This window comes from Rhodopirellula sp. UH5 (assembly GCF_056839225.1).
In genome coordinates, this window is record NZ_CM166390.1 from 152,720 (window position 1) to 169,831 (window position 17,112).

Sequence of the window (17,112 nt, forward strand, 5' to 3'; positions counted from 1 at the left end):
AACGCCAGATTAAGCGGCTTGCAACGATCGGTGCTGGCTTGCGTAGGTCACCCATTCGGTGACTTCTTCGAGATCAGGCAGTTTGCCGCCGCGAGCGATTCGCTTGCCTTCTCGAGAATGCGAGATCGCGTCGACTTCGCCAAACAGCGTCACTGGGTTTTGGTCCGCCAACGCTTCCGCGGAGGTGACTCCGGCGGCGACCAGGAACTGGGCGTCATGGCCTCGCATCATTGGCACACGACAAACGAGGGTGGTTTGTTGTTGCCATGTGAGCACGGTTTCGGCGTCGACCCGGCGGTGGTTCAGCTGCTCTGCGACCTTCTCAGGGGCCGATTTCAGCAGGTCATCGACGGTGTAGATTCCGATTTCGTTGAGTCGCTCGGCCATCCGAGGTCCGATCGACGGTGCGTCGACGACGTCGCTGGCTCGTTCCAGGTAAAAACGCAATTCGGTTTCATTGCTGGAGCTCGAGCGTTCAGACCGTTCGGCTCGCTCGGTGCGTTCCCCGCGAGATTCACGTTCTGCTCGAGGCTGACGTTCGCCACGCGATTCACGTTCGCTGCGGGAGCTGCGTTGGCCGCGGCTGGATTCATGCTCACGCATCGAGACCACGCCTTGGGTCCGATTCGCGGAACCGTTGCCGTTTCCGTTGCCGGATCCACTTCCATAGCCGCTGCCAGAACCAGATCCAGAACCAGAACCAGAGCCGTTTGCGGAACCGTGGCCTGAACCGTTTCCGTTTCCGTTCGCTGAATTGGTGCGTGTGCGGCCGCTCGACTTGCGGGTGACCGAGGTGCGAGTGCGTCCTGAGCGACCGCTTTCACTGTCGCGGCTGGACGTTGTTCGTGAACGGGTGCGTTCGCTTTCGCGTCGCTTGCTTTCACGCAGCGATTGCATCTCGTTTGCCAACTGGCGACTGCGACGGGCTGATTCGACTTCGTAGCGTTCTTGGTCGAATGCGTCATCGTCACGAAGGTCCAGGTCGCGATCAATCGCATGACGTCCGCCAGCCGAACGGCCGTTGAGCGAGTGTGCTCGTCGCGAACCGGAGTTCAATGTGCGGCCATCAACGGTTCGAGTTCGAGTGCGTGCTTGGGCGGATTGGTTGGCCGACGCGATCCAGCTGGTGATCCGGGAAAGTTCGTAGCTGGTTCCGCTGAGCAAGATGCGTTGACCGCGTTCAGTGGCCAGGAACGTTTTGACCTGGTCCAGCAAATCGCTGGGGTGAATCGCTGCCAATTGTGCAGGATCCGTGACTCCGCAACCGACCAACACGCGAGCGTCAAAGCCTCGCAATTGAGGCACGCGGCACATCAGTCGGCATTCAGATTGCCAACGACGAATGGTACGAGCGTCGACACCGGCCAGTCCGAGTGTGTCGGCCAATCGGTTGCTGTCTTGGCTCATCAAGTGAGTGATGTGCGAGATGCCGATCCGGCGTAAGCGAGCGGCCGCGACTCCATCAATCGACGGTGCCGAATCGATGGGGCTGTCGACGGTCAAGAAGAACGGTGTCTCGTTGACTTCGGTTTCGGCGGCATGCCCATTTGCCAGAACACCATGTGCGTTGGTCGCGTTTCCGTTCATTGGAATCGTCGACGACGTTTGGTCGGCGTAGTAGTACCCATCGCGATACTCGGTTCCCGAAGGAGCGTGGTCGGTCGCTGACGCAGGGTGGCTGGGGACGAAGCCGTTGTGCGAACTTCCGTTGTGGGAGTGGCCGTGGACGGTGGTGTGCACCGAAGCCGCCGGATAGACGGAAGGTTGCTCGTGGGAAGGTCGTGTTCCGCGGATGGGGGCCGGACCGCTGACCCATTGGTCTTCGTCCAGTCCAGCCGTTTCGCGGTACGCGGCTTCGAACTCATGGTTCACGTCAGCGGAGGCACCATGGGCCCAACGCGAGCGGTCGCCGGTGCCAAGTTCCGTTTGGCTGTCCAGTCCGTGAGGCCCGACGTAGCGATCGTGGCGACGACCGTTTCGCCAAACCGGCTGGTGAGCGTGAACGACCCGCGAGGAGTGCAAGCGGAAAGTTCGCGCGCCGCTGCGTGAGAGCGACGATGCGAGTGGTTCGTGGCTGGTCAGCAACACGATTTGTCGACCCGACGATGCGTAGTCGGACAACGCGGATGCAATCGCGTCGCCAGTCACACCTTCGGCGGTCCAAGGGCGGAAAGCATCGTTGAGCCCATGCATGTCGGTCCGACTGTCCACGGCCGCAAACATTTCGCGATGCGTTTCCAAGACCAACGGCACCGCACGTCCGGTGCGATCCATCAATTCACCGGCGGCCATGCGAACGGCCATCGCGGCAATTGCACGGGTGACGCCGGGCAGGCTCGCTTCGTCCTGGTCGTCGATTCGGACGTGGACTTGTCGTCCCGCTGCCATCGCTCGGGTGTTGGTGAATCGCTGTTCGGCGTGGCTGTGGCCCAGCGTGTGTGGGTCAACGTTGACGGCTGAGGTGGTCCAGGTCACGCGGCGATGGCGTCCACCGGACAATCGAACCAACCAGCGGCTGGCCAATTCCACCAGCGACGATTCGGCTCGCGTTGCCGGGCGATAGCGGTTCAGTTCCGTGATCAGTTCATCACGTCGACGAAGCAATTCAGTGCGCCGCGTGTTGTGAATCACTGGACGAGGTGCAGGGCGAACAGGAGCGTCTCGGGGAATCAATTCCAGTTCGTGCTGGCGAGTGGCCAGGATTTGCAGTTCGCGATCGATTCGGTGCAGGCGTTCTTCGACCGAATTCACATCGAATGCCGATTCTGGCATTCCGATGGGGTAGTCGACATCAACGATCGGCAGCGAGCGAAGGCTACGGCGAACGCGGGCTGTTTCGTCCAGCACACTTCGCAGTTGAGTTTCCGTTTGGTTCAGTTCGCTCAAGCGAGCGTTCCGTTCAGCGACCCAGTCTGGGTGATGTCCGGTGAGGGTGGCGAAGTCGTGCAGTTCGCTTCGCGATGCGGCCAACTCTTCAACAATCCGAGCACGGTCGATCAGCAATTGATCCAGGGTGTCTGCGAGTTGACGCGTGACGTTGTCGACGTGATCGGCGACCACGTAGGGCGAGCGGCGAAGTTCCGAACGAATCTGACGCAGCGTCGCAGCCAATGAGCTTTGACGGTTCCAAGCACCACGCAGTGGTTCAAAGGTGAGCGGGTCGACCGAGCCGGTTCCGAGATCCGTCGATTCGCGTTCGATGCGACCCAGCAACCAATCGATTTGCTGAGTGGCGGAATTGATTCGCAAATCAATGTCGTCGATCTGGTGCAGAGGGCGATACGCGTCGCGATAGAAATCATCCCAAGCGTGATCAACCGAGTGGCGGTCAATGGCGTGGATGAAGTGGTCGTATCGGCGACCCCGAATTCCGTCGATGTCGACGGACGGAGTGTGTTGACGAGCAGTGGCGATCGAATCTCGGAGCCCGCGAATTTCGGCCAGCGTGCGACGCAGTTGAATGATTTCCGTGTCCGCGTGACGCAGTTGGTCGCGCAGTTCTGTGGCTGACAGCTTCGCGGCGTAACGTAGGTCAGAGGTCACGTAGCCACTGCCGGTGTGGTGATCACGGTGAACGGGATCGTACGCCAGTGGATCGGTGCCATACCGGAAGGGCTGATTCGCGTAATCGGAACGAGGCGCCGAATAAGCTTTCGCGTCCAAGTCGGCGATCCAGCGTTTCAGACCAGCCGCACGGGCACGCAAAGAGTCGGCTTGCGAGTGCAGTTCGTGCAAGCGTTGGGTGTGTTGACGCCGGCGTTCGGCGTGAATGCTGTCGTACCGGGTCGCACGTGAACGCTGGGCGTGGATCGCATTGCGGCGAGCGGTCAGCGATTCACGCAGACGCAAGGCTTCGACGCGTTGCCGATCGATGTCAGCCAGTTCACGTTGGATTTGCTCGGCGCGTTGTGTGGCTTCGGTCCACTGAGCGTCGTGTTCCAGCGAGTTGTCGTACCAGTCCGACGATTCGAAATCTTGGCTTGGCAGAGTCGCCAACTGGGCTTCGATGTCAGCGAGTTCCGACCGCAACGCACGCCGGCGACGGTCATCGCTTTCAGTGAAGGAGTGAGCTGACTCACCGGAGTGAACGGAGTTGCTGTAGGCGGGGTGGCTGTGGGTGTAACGAGCCGTTTCAGTTTCGTAGGGCAGCGTTGCGAGGCCTTCCCGGTCCAATCCTGATTGAATGCAAGCGGCGACCACACGAGAAACGCTGGTCACGGTCGTGTCGACCATCACGCCGTCAACGATGGACTCGGGCATTTGCACGCTGCGAAGAGCGCGGGCGGCCAGGGTTGTGTTGGATTTGGAGGGGGAGGCTTCGCTGGAATCGCCGAACCAGCCGTCGTGATAGCCTTCCCACGCGGTGGTGGTTTCGCTGCGTGGTTCGAATTCCACAGTGCGACGGCCCTGTGAAGTGCCATCCGCTTCGCGGCGACAATGCACCCAGCCGTTGTTGTCGACCCAGACAACTCGTCCGGTCGATCCACTGAGCATCCCAGTGGGATAGTTTCGGGAAACCAAAGAGTCGCGAAGGAAACGGCTGATCGCGGTCTTCCCCGATCCGATGGGGCCAAGCACCACGTTCAAGTGGTGAGATAGCGGTCCAAGTTCGACCCGGTTCAATGGGCCATGATTGTCGATTTCGATTCGATCCAACAACATCGCAAAACGCTCCTTCCGTGGCTGCGCGTGATCACGCCCTGTGAGGGTCCAAGGTCCTGGGCAAAGAAAAGCGGGCCATCCTGCCCACTCGCGGGAACCTTTGCCGGATCCTGTGTTCACCACTGGAATGGGTGAACTCGGGCAGACTTTAGACGAATCGGCAATTTTGTGGAAAGGCCGATTTCGTGAAACTGCGGCAAGACCAATCAATCATTTTGGGGATCGTTGGCTGCTCGAGGAAAAGGAAGGACACCGGCTCAAATTGATTCGCATGAATTCAGTTCGTTCGGTGGGGAGAGGGATGGAAGCGTTTGGGGAAGTCATTCTCGACGTTTTGACGTTTCCGGCCGCTTGGTCAATCCGCCGGTGTCTCGCTCGGCAGTTGCGTTTGCGATTTCTTTGGACTGTCAAATTGGCGGAAGCCTTTGGTTGTTCGATTCGTCGTTGGATGAGGAAAGAAAATTTGTTGGTTGCAACATGGAGCTTGTTCGAATTCGCCGGACGCTCGATTTGCATCAACTCACACAGTGGCTTTGGGAGGTCCAGGTAGAGCAGGCGATGTTGATCGGTTCGCCAGAGTCCAAGTCGGTGATGGGCGTCCTGTTTTCTTTTGAAAAGTGCCTCTTCTTTGCGTTGCATCTCCGATCGGTTTTTGCACCTTTGGCGGAAGTCCGCTCGAGCATCGTCGTTGAAGTTGATGTGGGAAGGCGGATGGGGAGTGTTGATTGGATGTTCATTGTCTCAGAGGTGTTTCACATGTTCTTTTCTGCCTGCGGGGCGTCGCCATTGATACAGAACATCAGTTGCGATTGGTGGCGTTGCTGTGCTAAGCCCTTGGGAGTTGAGCAGATCCTCAACCGGTTTCATGCCGAAACCGCCTCCCCTGACGCCCCACCTCGCAATCACCAGAACGCGCGTCCGATGTTTCGGAAACCGCTGCATCATCGACTGCCCACCCAACGCCACGGTCACCGCTGCGCCAGACGGTGCCAAGAATCCTTTTTATGGCAAGTGTTCAGTTTGCGAACGATGGAAGAACCGAATGCCCTTCGATCTGTTCGCAAGGTTTCCCCACGATCGATTGTTTCAATCGCCGTGTTCGGCGTGATGGTGTGTTTGTTTTCAGGTTGTGGGACGACCCAAGAACGGCAAGCGACCGAGCAACTGTTGTTGTCGGATGCCGTTGACCGCAGTGTTTCGACGATTGACTTTCGACCGTTGTCAGGTGAGAAGGTTTACCTCGACACAAGCTACCTTCGTTCGGCGAAGGTGGCCACGATTGTGAATGCGGATTACGTGACAAGTGCACTGCGTCAACAAGTCATGGCGGCAGGCTGTTACATGCAAGATGCCGCGACCGATGCGGACATCATCATCGAGGCTCGGATTGGAACGCTGGGGTATGACGACCACCGCGTGACGTTGGGCGTTCCGGAGAACAATGCAATCAATTCCACGGTTTCGTTGCTGCCCAGCACTCCATCGGTTCCTCAGATCCCGGAAATTGCCATCGCTCGTCGCGACGCCCGTGAAGGGGCCGCGAAAGTGGCCGCGTTTGCTTACGACCGAAAGACTCGCGAAGCCGTTTGGCAATCTGGAATCAGTCAGTCGCGATCCACCGCACGAGACACTTGGGTTTTGGGCGTGGGACCGTTCCAAGGTGGCTCGATTCGTGAAGAAACTCGTTTGGCTGGGAGCAAGTTGATTCACTTTGGGCGCCGTTCCACCGGATCACCTCCCACTCAATTCTCTCGTCCACCAGTCGATTACACGGCCGAAACGCGGTTCGACCACGGTTGGCCTGTATTGGGTGGTGACAACGGAAGCATGATTGGTGGCGGGTTGCTGCCGGGAGAACCGTTGCCGGGCGTCGATGTTTCATCTGAGATGATCGCGAGTGATGCAGCAGGCGGCGAAGAGGGTGGTGCCGACAAAGACGCTGACACACCGGAATCAAAGGAATCCAAACCGGCTGCGGAAATTGCGGCCGAGCCGAAACCGAAGGACAAGAAGGTCCGTTGACAAGCTTCAAGAATCACTCGATTCATGATTCGCCCTTTTCCTGAAAGAGGCAACTTCTGTACAGGCGTTAGACGAAGGTTTGTCCAGCAGTTGTTTGCGACGCAACAACACTATCGCTGCCTTGTTCACGCAATGCATTTCATCGCCGTGCAATTCATATTCATGCATTTACATTCCATGCGTTCGACTCATCCCCTCCAACGAATTCTGTTCGCGTTCGCCGGATGGCTTGCACTCACCGCCTGTGTGTCCGCGCAATCAAGTCCTGGTTGGCAAACGGGCCAATCGACATTCAATGGCTCGGGGTACGATTTGCCTCCGTCGCTGCCCTCGCCTGCAGCGGTTCCTGTACCTGAGAGTGCGCAGCCCACGGCGACGGATTCCTTGGATTTGCCAGCGGATGCGTCGGGGCAGCAAACCTCGATGGATTGGAACGAATTGCCAGCGGGATGGAACGATGGATTTGGGTTGTCTCCCGCCCAGTTGGAATCGCCGATCCTTGATGCCCCGTTGCCTGACAGCGTGATTCAATCAACCAGCTATTCCGATGTGGTCGCATCCGGGCAAGTGGTCGAGTCCCCTCCTTTGGAAGAAGAGGTGGTGAGTTGGTACCAGCGACCTTGGGTTTGGATGACCAAGGGTTGGAAGAACCACGCTGAGTTTGGTTTGGACGGCAGTTCTGGCAACGCAGACACATTGGCGCTGCAGACCGGGTTGGAGATGAAACGCAAAACCGACAAGTACACCTTGGCATTGGATTTTGACTATCGACAGGCCAGTGCCAGCGACGTCATCACCGAGGACAACGGGCGATTCAATCTGGACTACGACCGTTTGATCAAGGATTCCAATTGGTCGGTGTTCGGGAAGTTTGGGATGGAGTTTGACAAGTTCAAATCCTTCGATCTGCGTTTGAACCTGAATTCAGGTTTGGGATACTACTGGATTCGAAACGACACAACGAACTTGGTCACTCGCTTTGGTGCGGGTGCGTCCAAGGAGATTGGGTCGCCAGATGATTCCTGGATTCCGGAAGCTGTGATGGGAATCGAAGCGGATCATCAGCTGACGTCTCGCCAAAAAGTGAAAGCAAAGTTGGACTTCTTCCCGGCCTGGGATGACTTCAGCGACTACCGTTTGGTGACGGATGTGGCGTGGGAGACGCTGCTCAGCGACTCCGACAATTTCTCGTTGCGATTGTCGCTGACGGACCGATATGACAGCACGCCGCAGGGTGCGTTGAAGAACGATTTCTATTATTCAGCGTTGCTGCTCTACAAGTTCTGATCTCAGTCGAGACTCCACACGCAGCCGATGGAAGAGCTGCAGCCTGAGGTGGAGGGAGAAGCCTTCTCGTCCGATTGGGCGAGCCATTCTTCATCGGGCTTTCTCTTGGGGCGTTTCATCGCCCCCACCTGCCTGTGCGTCCATTTGGCGTTTCTGACCGGGCAATCCAGTCGAGTGGAGCATTCGTTGGCACCGTTGCAATCGGGAGATTCGATTGGACTTGTTGGCTGGACGTTTGAATGACCACTGAGATCGATGTCTTTCGTCGGAATGCTCGCGGAGGGGTGTCTTTTTGTGACGTAGGATGCATCTGTTCGCTTGAGTTGCGGACCAATGACATCACCTACGCGGGAACCAATCTCCATGGTCACTCGAAACAAACCATCACATCGCAACGCGATCGCCGTCACGGAATTGGCCGTGGGGTTGCCATTGTTGCTGATGGTCATGATGGGCACCGTCGAAGCGTGCACCATGATTCGGTTGCAGCAAAAAATGAAAATGGTCGCTTACGAGGGCGCACGCGTCGGGGTGTTGCCTGAAGCCATGGCGGACAACGTCGAATGGCAATGCGAGACGTTGAGCGCCGATCAGCGATTGAACGACATCGTCGTCATCTTGGATCCCGTTGACCCGCGAACATTGGATTCCGGTGCCTGGTTCACGGTCGAAGTCCGCGCACCCTTTTCTTCGAATACTTTGATGGGTGGGTGGGGATTCGGAAACTATGACTTGACCGAGTCGGTCACTCTTCAGAAACCGTGATTGGGAATCAAAAACGATGAATCGATTGAGAAACCAATCTCGGCAAAGTGAAGGGGCAGTCATTGTGCTGCTCGTCATCATGTTGCCCGTGTTGCTGATCATGGCGGCCTATGCGATCAACATCGCGTACGTCGAAGCGGTCACGGCGGACAGCCAAGTCGTGACCGACGCAGCGGTTTGTGCCGCGGGACGCATGTACGTTCAAACTGGTGACAAGGCTGCCGCTCTTGCCGCCGCTCAAGACGCCGCCGCGCGGAATCCCGTTGCCGGTCAAGTCGTGCCGATCAACATGGGCGATCTGGAATTTGGGATCAGCGTTCGTGAAAGTCTCGAGGAGGGATACAGCTTTGAGCCGTTGGCTGATGAGAACCAAGTTGGAAATGCGGTTCGACTGACAACCTTGTCATTGGCGAACGCACCAAATGCGGTTTTCTCGCCATTGTTCCCGACTCTGGGAACCAACCTTGAGATCCGTCCTCGCCGCATTGCCGTGAGCACTCAAAGCACGATGGACGTGGCATTGGTGATCGACCGCAGCGGTTCGATGGCCTACGCGAGCGATGAAACACCGGATCCCTACGTCAACCCGGCCGCGGCGCCGGCAGAATGGACTTACGGTGACCCCGTGCCTCCCAATTCACGTTGGTTGGATTTGGTTGCCTCGGTCAATGCATTCAACGGGTTTCTCGATGACTCGCCGCAGTCAGAAAAGCTGTGTTTGACGACCTACGCCAGCAGCGGGACTCGAAATTGTGACCTGACTCAAGCCTATTCGCACATCTCAGATCAGCTCGACGGGATCTCGTACCAGTTTGAGGGCGGGGGGACCAGCGTTGGATTTGGTTTGGAAAGCGGTTTGGCGGCACTGACCGATGCCACTCATGCTCGACCCTATGCCGTCCGCACGATGGTGTTGATGTCCGATGGGCACCACAACACGGGGAGGAGTCCCGAGAGCATGACACACCCTCTGAAAGCTTCTGGCGTGACCTTGTTCACGATCACTTTCAGTGATGATGCGGATCAATGGCGGATGGCGAGTCTGGCGAATGAGTGCGGCGGAGAGCACTTTCATGCGTCGGATGCCACCCAATTGCAAAACGCCTTTGAGCAAATCGCGAAGAAGCTTCCGTCGTTGATGACCCAATGAGCCCATTCACCTTCTCTCGTTTGTTCTCCGCCTCGCGGCTTCGCATCATGATTCACACCAAGCTTCCGCGGTCACGCATGACGACCAACGCTCGCCTCGGAGCGACGGTCGTTGAAATGGCGATCGTCTCCGCTGTGCTGTTTACCATTTTGGTGTCTGGCATCGAGCTGACTCGAGTGACAATGCTTCGGCATTCCGCGGACCATGGGGCCTACATTGGTGCACGGCGTGGCATCATCACAGGCGCCACCGTCGAAGAGGTCCGAGCAGTCGTTCAATCCCACATGCGGGCGGTTGGTATTCGCAACGCTGCTGTGACTGTGATCCCAGACGAAATCGTGGAAGACACCTCGGAGGTCGAGGTTCGAGTCGGTATTCCGCTGCTTCAGAACACTTGGATCAGTCCAGGGTTGTTTGGTGAGAGTCTCACTGGCCGAGCAAGATTGCTAACCGAACGTGCGGCAATGGTGATGAGCCGAACCATTCCGACTCCGCCACCGCCACCAGAGCCCGAACCAGAGCCCGAACCAGAGCCCGAACCAGAGCCCGAACCAGAGCCCGAACCGGAGCCCGAACCGGAGCCCGAACCGGAGCCCGAACCGGAGCCCGAACCAGAGCCTGAACCAGAGCCCGAACCAGAGCCCGAACCGGAGCCTGAACCACCGCCGTTGCTGTGAGTCCTGGGCGGCTGGAGTCGCCGGGTGTGATCGTTGGCAGTCAACGTCAGCTCAACGGTTTCTTTGCGACGCCTGCCTGCCTGGCTTCGGGTCAGCGAGTTGGCGTGAGATTGGCGAGAACGTCGCAAAGTCCCTGACGATAGGTTGGGAACTTCATCGCCGGAATCAAGTCGCGGCGAACGCGATGGTTCCAAATGCGTTTGTCGGTTTCGCTGCGAAAACGAACTCCCGAATCCGCGCTCGGTTCGACAAAGGTTGGATCGGGGGATTGCGTGTCTCGAGCGATCTGGCGGTAAAACTCGCGTCGCACGACCGGTTCATCGTCGCTCACCACGTACAGTGGGCAGCGTGGACGCACATCAAAGCGATGACTGTCAAAGCTGTTCATGACAGCGGTGGCTGCATCGTCGACATGGATCAGATTCAGGTGCCCGCTCGGTGGAGATGCGATGGGGCGACCAGCGATCACGTCGGCTGCCCGCGGGACTCGTCCGGGGCCATAGATTCCCGCCAAACGCAAGGTCGTTGTTGGGCGACCGAATCGAAGCGATCGGAGTTTGGCTTCCGCGGCAAGGTGAGCTTTGCCGCCCTCCCGCGAAGGATGCGTGGGCGAAGTTTCGTCGACCCACATTCCACCGGATTGATGGTAGACCCCCGTGGTGCTGATGTAGCAAACATCGGGCGACTGATCCGGCGATCGGCCATGGTCCAAGTGGCGAACCAAGCGTGCCAACCCGTCAACTTGAGACGCGAAACGCTCCACGCGGCTGTTTCGGTCGTACGCGACCGCGATCAGGACGTGGGTTGCCGTTGGCAAATGCTGCAGTGTTCGCGAATCGTTCCAATCAAACGCGACGGGGGTGAATCCTTCGGCAGCCAGTGCCTCGAACCGCGTTCGGGTGGTCGCGGCGACCTGCCATCCCGATTGTCGGGCCAGTCGTCCGACTCGCAAACCGAGGTAGCCGCAACCGACGATGAGCAACGATTTTGACATGGCAGAGCAGGCAACCGGCGTGGGAAGGAAGGCGGTGCGATCCGAAGGCAAGTCAAACGAAACCGGGGCGGATCGGCTTGTCTTCCAAGATCGAAAGAGGGCGTGCGGCTTTTAAATACCTTGCTCGTTCCATCTTGCGAACCCCGCCCGCGCAGCGGTCGTGCAGTTTTCTGGTGCTGGGTTTTGGCGGGTTTCTGCAGCAACCACCCATCACAACCCGAAGCGTGAGCGAGGGACGCCCCCAACTCCCACGACGTCCCCATCCGGGGCGATACCCAGACGCCCGCCACCATTTATTTTTCGAACGTCCCAAGGGAGGGTGATCATAAACGCTTGGCAACACGGTACTTCAAAACTGCACGACCTCCACAGCGGGAGCGGGCGGGAAAGCGAGCGTTCAGTGAGATTTCCGGGGGAGCGGCAATCCTCGCCGCCTCCCATGCCCGGGCCCTCTCACCCTCGCGTACGCCTGAACGGCGTCGCTCGAACTCCCCAAAAACTTCGTTTCGAGAGAGGTGCACCGTACGAAATCCCGCTTGAAATCGGCGGGTTCCGGACAAAACCGCAACGAAACGGTATCGGGGGTGAACGTTTCGCTTGGCCCCGGCATCCAAGGTCATCGAACGCCAGGAGAAGCGATGGAGGAACAATCCTTGTCACGCCATTCTTCCCAAGTCTCATTGCAACGATTCTGCGTGTTGTCCGGATGGAATGCGTCGCAACGTCACTTTCTCGACTGAACGACGTTGTCGCGACTAGCGAGACCTTGAACCAAGTCCTGGTTGTTGGGGTACAATGAGAACCGTCCGTCTTTCCCCCTGCTGAATCACGCGATGCCATTTCACGACACGCTCGGACTGAGGCTGTTTGCCAGTTGCTTTTTGTTCGCTCTGGCGATGCCTCACTCGGTGAGTTCTGCGCAGATTGTTTCGGGAGTGCCCTCGACGTTTGGCGGCGCGCCGCCTCTGCCGCCTGGGGCGATTTTGGTGCCGCCGGCACAAGCCCTCCCCCGAGTGGTCCCGTCAGGTCCCGTCACGCAAAACGCGTTCGCTCAAGATTCTGGTTCCGGAGCTTTGGCGGATCAATCGGGCGGCACCTTCATTGAGCCACCGTTTGAATTGGAACAGCTGGTGGCCACAGGGGGCGTCCCGGCGTCCTTGGGACAATTGCGTTTGTTGCAGCGGCAGCAACAACGCGTCGCCGCGGCGGCGGAAGCTTGCACCGTCAGTGTTCAAATTGGACCCGCTCAAGGTTGTGGCGTGATCATCACTTCCACGGGTTATGTCTTGACGGCAGCACACGTGGCGATGCGTCCTGGCAAGTCCGCCATGCTGACGCTCAACGACGGCCGAACGGTCACTGCGAAAACATTGGGGATGAACCGCAGTGTCGACGCGGGACTGATGAAGATCGATCCCGGCCAGAATGCTCGCGATTCGGCTGGCCGTGAAATCGGTTGGCCGCACGCCTCGTTGGGAACCAGCGAGAATCTAAAGTCTGGGATGTGGTGCATCGCAACGGGGCATCCCGGCGGGTACGAAGCCGACCGAGGCATGGTGACTCGGGTGGGCCGAATCTTGGCCGTCTATCCCGACCGGTTGGTGACCGATTGTGCGTTGATCGGAGGAGACTCTGGCGGGCCGCTGTTCGATTTGTCGGGCAAGCTGATTGCGGTGCACAGTCGGATCGGAAACGATGTCGCCGACAACTTGCACGTTCCCGTGGACCACTACAATGAGCACTGGGACAAGATGCAGGGTGGCAATGCTTGGGGATTCTTGCCGGGCTTTCGTCCGGTGCTGGGGATCCGGGGCAACAGCGAAGGCGGAATCGCCAACGTGGTGCGAGTCGGTCCGGGATCACCCGCGGATCAAGGTGGCATTCGCGAGGGTGACCAAGTGGTGACGTTTGGTGACGTGGACATCACCGATTTTGAATCATTGAAGTCCGCGGTGTCCGACACGATGCCCGGCGAACGAGTGAAAATTTGGCTGCGACGTGATGGCCAACCTGTCAAAGTGATTGTGGAGATTGGCCGTGGAGATTGACATGCAGAAGAGAGCTCGAACGTCACGGAAGCGAACGCTCACGTCTTGGGCGTCGGTGGCGATTGTTGCCGCGTCGATCGCTGGACCTGCGTCCGGACAAGAAGAAGCGTCCGTGCCAGCTTGGTTGCAGGAACGCTTGGTCGAACGAGTCATGCACCGCCGTGACAATGGCGAGATGATGCAATTGGTGCGTCCGATCGCTGACCGAGCGGCGGATGGCGTGGTCGGCGTGATCTGCGGTGGACGTCCCGTTTCGCTTGGAACCGTGGTTGCTAAATCCAGCTTAATGGGCGGGGCGGCGGTGGCAACCTCCGATGCGTACGTGATCACCAAACGCAGTGAATTGTCCAACGATCCAATTCGTGTCCGGCTCCGTGACGGCCGAATGTTCCCCGCGCGAGTGGCCGCGGTACGGCGTCGCAGTGACTTGGCGTTGCTGGTGATTGAACGCGACAACACGGGCACGTTGCCGATGCTTCTCCCAGTGACGTTGACTTCGTCCGTTCCTGTCGTCGGCAGTTTTTTGATCAGCCCGGACCGAACCAACCGAGTCATCGGGTTGGGTGTCATGGGGGCAGGACCACGCCGTGTTGAACACCGTGGAATGTTGGGGGTGCAGTTGAATCCCAATGCCTCCACCGCGGGTGCGCAGGTGGAACAAATCCTTCCCAACAGCAGCGCTTCAGAAGCCGGTTTGGAATCGGGCGACCGGATCATTGCGATCAATGGGCAAATGCAAACCAACAAAGACGCGGTGATGTCGACGTTGCGAAGAATGTTCCCGGGTGAGATCGTTCAATTGACCATTGTTCGCGATGGTGACACGAAGGAATTGTCGGCCAAGATGCGAGAAGCGTCGATTGTCACGGAATCGGAAAACGACGCTCGCGTGAATGGTGCTCGCAACATTCGGTTGTCTGGGTTCGAAGAGGTCTTGCAGCACGACACGGTTTTGAACCCCGACCAGTGTGGCGGACCGTTGCTCAACAGTGATGGCCAGGTCATCGGAATCAACATCGCCCGCGCCGGTCGAGTGGTCAGCTACGCGCTGCCTTCCTCGTTGGTCTCGGTGGAAGTGTCCAGCATGATCGCGGAAGCGGGTGGGAAGTGATCGTTGGTTGACGCGGCATCCTCCGAGGGCGATTTCCGACCTTTCGCAGTTCAGTGCGTCAGTTGCCAATCTCGATTGAAGGTCAGCAACCCTGCGCTGATTGGCACGATTGTGAATTGCCCCAAGTGCAATTCGTTTGTGCAAATTGATTCGCCCGATCCCGAGCGAATTGCCAAGGCACCGCCCGCTCCACCGCCAGTTTCGACGCCGTCTGCCCCAACGCCACCGCGAGAGACTGTTCCGCAAGTCACGCTCGGGGATGAGTCCATCGGGAGCGAAGCGATGACGGAAGCCGGCATGTCTGTCGGTGATTTGCCAAGCGAATTTCTTGATGATGCGACAGGAGACTCTCGAGTTTCCAATCCGCTGCCTCCTAGGATGAGGGGCGAGCCAGGCGAATCGCCTGAGCTCCGCACCAGCCCTCCCCGGACCGAGGCCGGTCAACCTTCCCTCGGGGAGGATGAACCAAGTCGGGGGACCGCTGCAACCGGGGAGACCGCCAGTCAATCATCGATTGGCGTCGATCCCAACGAGTTGTACGAGGCACGTCGTCGTGGCACATCCAAGTCCGTTGCGGTGTGGATTGTGGGATCGCTGCTCAGCGTCACGCTCATGGCGGGGCTGTTTTTGTGGCTACGTCAACCGGATTCAACGGCGGGTTTGGGGGCGACCATTCCAGACGCTCTCGCGGACCCGACGAGTGATCCTGCTCGGGAAAACCCGGACAACGATATGGCCGGCCCAGGAACGGAGGTGAATTCACAATCAGGTGTGGAAGGCAATGCTTCGTCCCCTTCCGGCGCAATGTCTGGCGAAGACGAGTTGGATTCCCCAGCCGAGACCGCTTTGGCGAAGGGTGACCCAGCGGAGTCTGGAGGAACAGGTTCGGACAACGAACCCTCAACGAGTGTTCCGAATGATTTGATGCCACGCAGCCCGCTCGACGGACCACCAGCAGTTCTTGGTCGTGACCAGCCATCGACCGGGCCAGTTGCGCAGCCGTCCGAGAAAGAATCTGAACCCGATCCGGTGATGGAATTGCCGCCGGAGTTTGCTCAGTTTCAGTTGTTGTTGGAGATGCCGGGGCAAGCACCTGACGCGCCGCCGATGTCAGAGGCTCCGGTGCTCGAAGACGTTGTGCTGGACACGGCCGCGAATGAATTTGTCGATCCGATGTTGATCGCGACTCCGCCGGAAGAAGTCGACATCGAGACGGCGCTGAAAATGCGGTTGGCGATCAGCACCAAGGGATACCCGTTGTCGGATTTGATCCTGTTCATCGGCGAGGCCACGTTGATTCCGATCCAGTTGGATTGGGTGTCGATGGATTTGGCAGGCACGGATCCGAGGCAACCGGTTGCGACGAATGCGAAGGGTTGGACGACGATGGGCCAGTTGCTCGGGGATGCGGCGCGGTCCGCTGGTTTGAAGATCGAAGTGGAAGAGGATCGGTTGGACCTGTCATTGCCGATCGAAGTGTTGCAAGCAAAAACGAAACAACTGATCGAGCTGGACGACTTCGGCGACGAACGCGGTTCGGCGGAGTCTCTGTTGGATCGACTCACCTCCGCCGTGGAGCTGGAACCTCGGGACGCGTTGCACCTGCGTTGTTTGACGACGGAGTCACTGCGCCGAATGCGACAACAGGAGACGATGCTGAACGACGATGTGATGTCTCGCTGGACGGCGGCCTATGTTCACCAACCGACTGAGACTCTGGTCGATGATGGGCTGCCGCCCGCTTGGCCGGAACTCGTCGAAGGCAAACCAGGTTCGCTGTTGGACACGGCGATTGCGATGTCGGGCTTGTTGCGACGAACCGCTCGTGTCAATGGTGCGACCTGCATCATCAATTGGACGGATGCTCAACGGCGTCGTTTGTCACCGGGGCAGTTGGTGATGGCTTACGTGGGCGAACCTGGCAACGAAGTCACCGCGGGCAAGATGCTCAATCGGACGCTGGATCCGATGGGATTGCAAATCCGAGAGGTCGATTCATCGCACTGGTGGGTCGGAACCTCGGCCACGTATGACCGACTGCCGGTTGTCGTTCGAAGTGAGCCACTGGGGCCTCGGCGCGACGACGTGCTGCACCGTATTCACGAATCCGCTCGCTTGGTTGGTGTGGGTTTGGCGATCGAACACGATCCGGTCTCAGACGGTTTCTTGGCTGTGATGCCAAGATTTCTCTACCGGCAACTCCCAAAAATCATTGGCCCAGAACTCTGATCCCAATCCGTTCCTGGAGTTGACTTGCCGGTCAGACGAGCGGGCGGTCGTTGCCGATTCGATTTCCTAAAATTCGCGTCTGCCCCATGCGGAACCCGCCACGCAGAACTCAGATCCGCAGCCTGCCCCACCCACGAGAAGCCCAACGCTGATTGGGATCTCGCATT

Annotated in this window: 10 protein-coding genes; 8 read left to right on the forward strand and 2 right to left on the reverse strand. The window is 58.5% G+C overall.

Annotation, left to right across the window (positions count from 1 at the left end):
• Nucleotides 1-9 precede the first annotated feature (9 nt).
• Nucleotides 10-4,662, reverse strand: a complete 4,653-nt coding sequence (locus UH5x_RS00545) for a DUF4332 domain-containing protein (RefSeq protein ID WP_482634338.1) — start codon at nucleotides 4,660-4,662, stop codon at nucleotides 10-12.
• 477 nt (nucleotides 4,663-5,139) lie between these two features.
• On the opposite strand from UH5x_RS00545, the gene UH5x_RS00550 reads away from it, so the two are divergent.
• From UH5x_RS00550 to UH5x_RS00570, 5 genes are all read left to right on the forward strand, one after another.
• On the forward strand, nucleotides 5,140-6,684 hold the full coding sequence (locus UH5x_RS00550) for a DUF6655 family protein (protein ID WP_482634339.1): 1,545 nt from the start codon (nucleotides 5,140-5,142) through the stop codon (nucleotides 6,682-6,684).
• Nucleotides 6,685-6,861: 177 nt separating this feature from the next.
• Entirely contained in the window at nucleotides 6,862-7,971 is a 1,110-nt protein-coding gene (locus UH5x_RS00555) for a DUF481 domain-containing protein (RefSeq protein WP_047814827.1), read from the forward strand.
• Nucleotides 7,972-8,304: 333 nt separating this feature from the next.
• Nucleotides 8,305-8,736: a TadE/TadG family type IV pilus assembly protein gene (locus tag UH5x_RS00560; protein ID WP_482634340.1), complete on the forward strand. Its 432-nt coding sequence runs from the start codon at nucleotides 8,305-8,307 to the stop codon at nucleotides 8,734-8,736.
• A 16-nt stretch (nucleotides 8,737-8,752) separates the two neighbouring features.
• Complete coding sequence (locus UH5x_RS00565; protein WP_482634341.1) at nucleotides 8,753-9,886, forward strand: VWA domain-containing protein; 1,134 nt, start codon at nucleotides 8,753-8,755, stop codon at nucleotides 9,884-9,886.
• Nucleotides 9,887-10,002: 116 nt separating this feature from the next.
• Nucleotides 10,003-10,563, forward strand: a complete 561-nt coding sequence (locus UH5x_RS00570) for a TadE/TadG family type IV pilus assembly protein (RefSeq protein WP_482636094.1) — start codon at nucleotides 10,003-10,005, stop codon at nucleotides 10,561-10,563.
• Between the two features lie 91 nt (nucleotides 10,564-10,654).
• Here UH5x_RS00570 and UH5x_RS00575 read toward each other — a convergent pair whose 3' ends face one another.
• Complete coding sequence (locus tag UH5x_RS00575) at nucleotides 10,655-11,557, reverse strand: SDR family oxidoreductase (protein ID WP_482634342.1); 903 nt, start codon at nucleotides 11,555-11,557, stop codon at nucleotides 10,655-10,657.
• An 821-nt stretch (nucleotides 11,558-12,378) separates the two neighbouring features.
• Here UH5x_RS00575 and UH5x_RS00580 point away from each other — a divergent pair.
• From UH5x_RS00580 to UH5x_RS00590, 3 genes are read left to right on the forward strand one after another with little or no spacing between them, the layout of a single operon-like run.
• A complete protein-coding gene (locus tag UH5x_RS00580; RefSeq protein ID WP_047814748.1) occupies nucleotides 12,379-13,605 on the forward strand; it encodes a S1C family serine protease in 1,227 nt (408 codons plus the stop codon).
• Between the two features lies 1 nt (nucleotide 13,606).
• A complete protein-coding gene (locus UH5x_RS00585) occupies nucleotides 13,607-14,716 on the forward strand; it encodes a PDZ domain-containing protein (RefSeq protein ID WP_482634343.1) in 1,110 nt (369 codons plus the stop codon).
• Nucleotides 14,717-14,719: 3 nt separating this feature from the next.
• The gene (locus UH5x_RS00590; RefSeq protein ID WP_482634344.1) at nucleotides 14,720-16,945 is read left to right on the forward strand and encodes a hypothetical protein; all 2,226 of its coding nucleotides are present in this window, start codon (nucleotides 14,720-14,722) and stop codon (nucleotides 16,943-16,945) included.
• The last annotated feature ends 167 nt before the right edge of the window (nucleotides 16,946-17,112 follow it).

What these genes read in the sequence shown, in the direction of transcription:
- UH5x_RS00545 (WP_482634338.1), bottom strand. Translation starts at nt 4,662, where the DNA reads ATGTTGTTGGATCGAATCGAAATCGACAATCATGGCCCATTGAACCGG.
- UH5x_RS00550 (WP_482634339.1), top strand. Translation starts at nt 5,140, where the DNA reads ATGGAGCTTGTTCGAATTCGCCGGACGCTCGATTTGCATCAACTCACA.
- UH5x_RS00555 (WP_047814827.1), top strand. Translation starts at nt 6,862, where the DNA reads ATGCGTTCGACTCATCCCCTCCAACGAATTCTGTTCGCGTTCGCCGGA.
- UH5x_RS00560 (WP_482634340.1), top strand. Translation starts at nt 8,305, where the DNA reads ATGACATCACCTACGCGGGAACCAATCTCCATGGTCACTCGAAACAAA.
- UH5x_RS00565 (WP_482634341.1), top strand. Translation starts at nt 8,753, where the DNA reads ATGAATCGATTGAGAAACCAATCTCGGCAAAGTGAAGGGGCAGTCATT.
- UH5x_RS00570 (WP_482636094.1), top strand. Translation starts at nt 10,003, where the DNA reads ATGGCGATCGTCTCCGCTGTGCTGTTTACCATTTTGGTGTCTGGCATC.
- UH5x_RS00575 (WP_482634342.1), bottom strand. Translation starts at nt 11,557, where the DNA reads ATGTCAAAATCGTTGCTCATCGTCGGTTGCGGCTACCTCGGTTTGCGA.
- UH5x_RS00585 (WP_482634343.1), top strand. Translation starts at nt 13,607, where the DNA reads ATGCAGAAGAGAGCTCGAACGTCACGGAAGCGAACGCTCACGTCTTGG.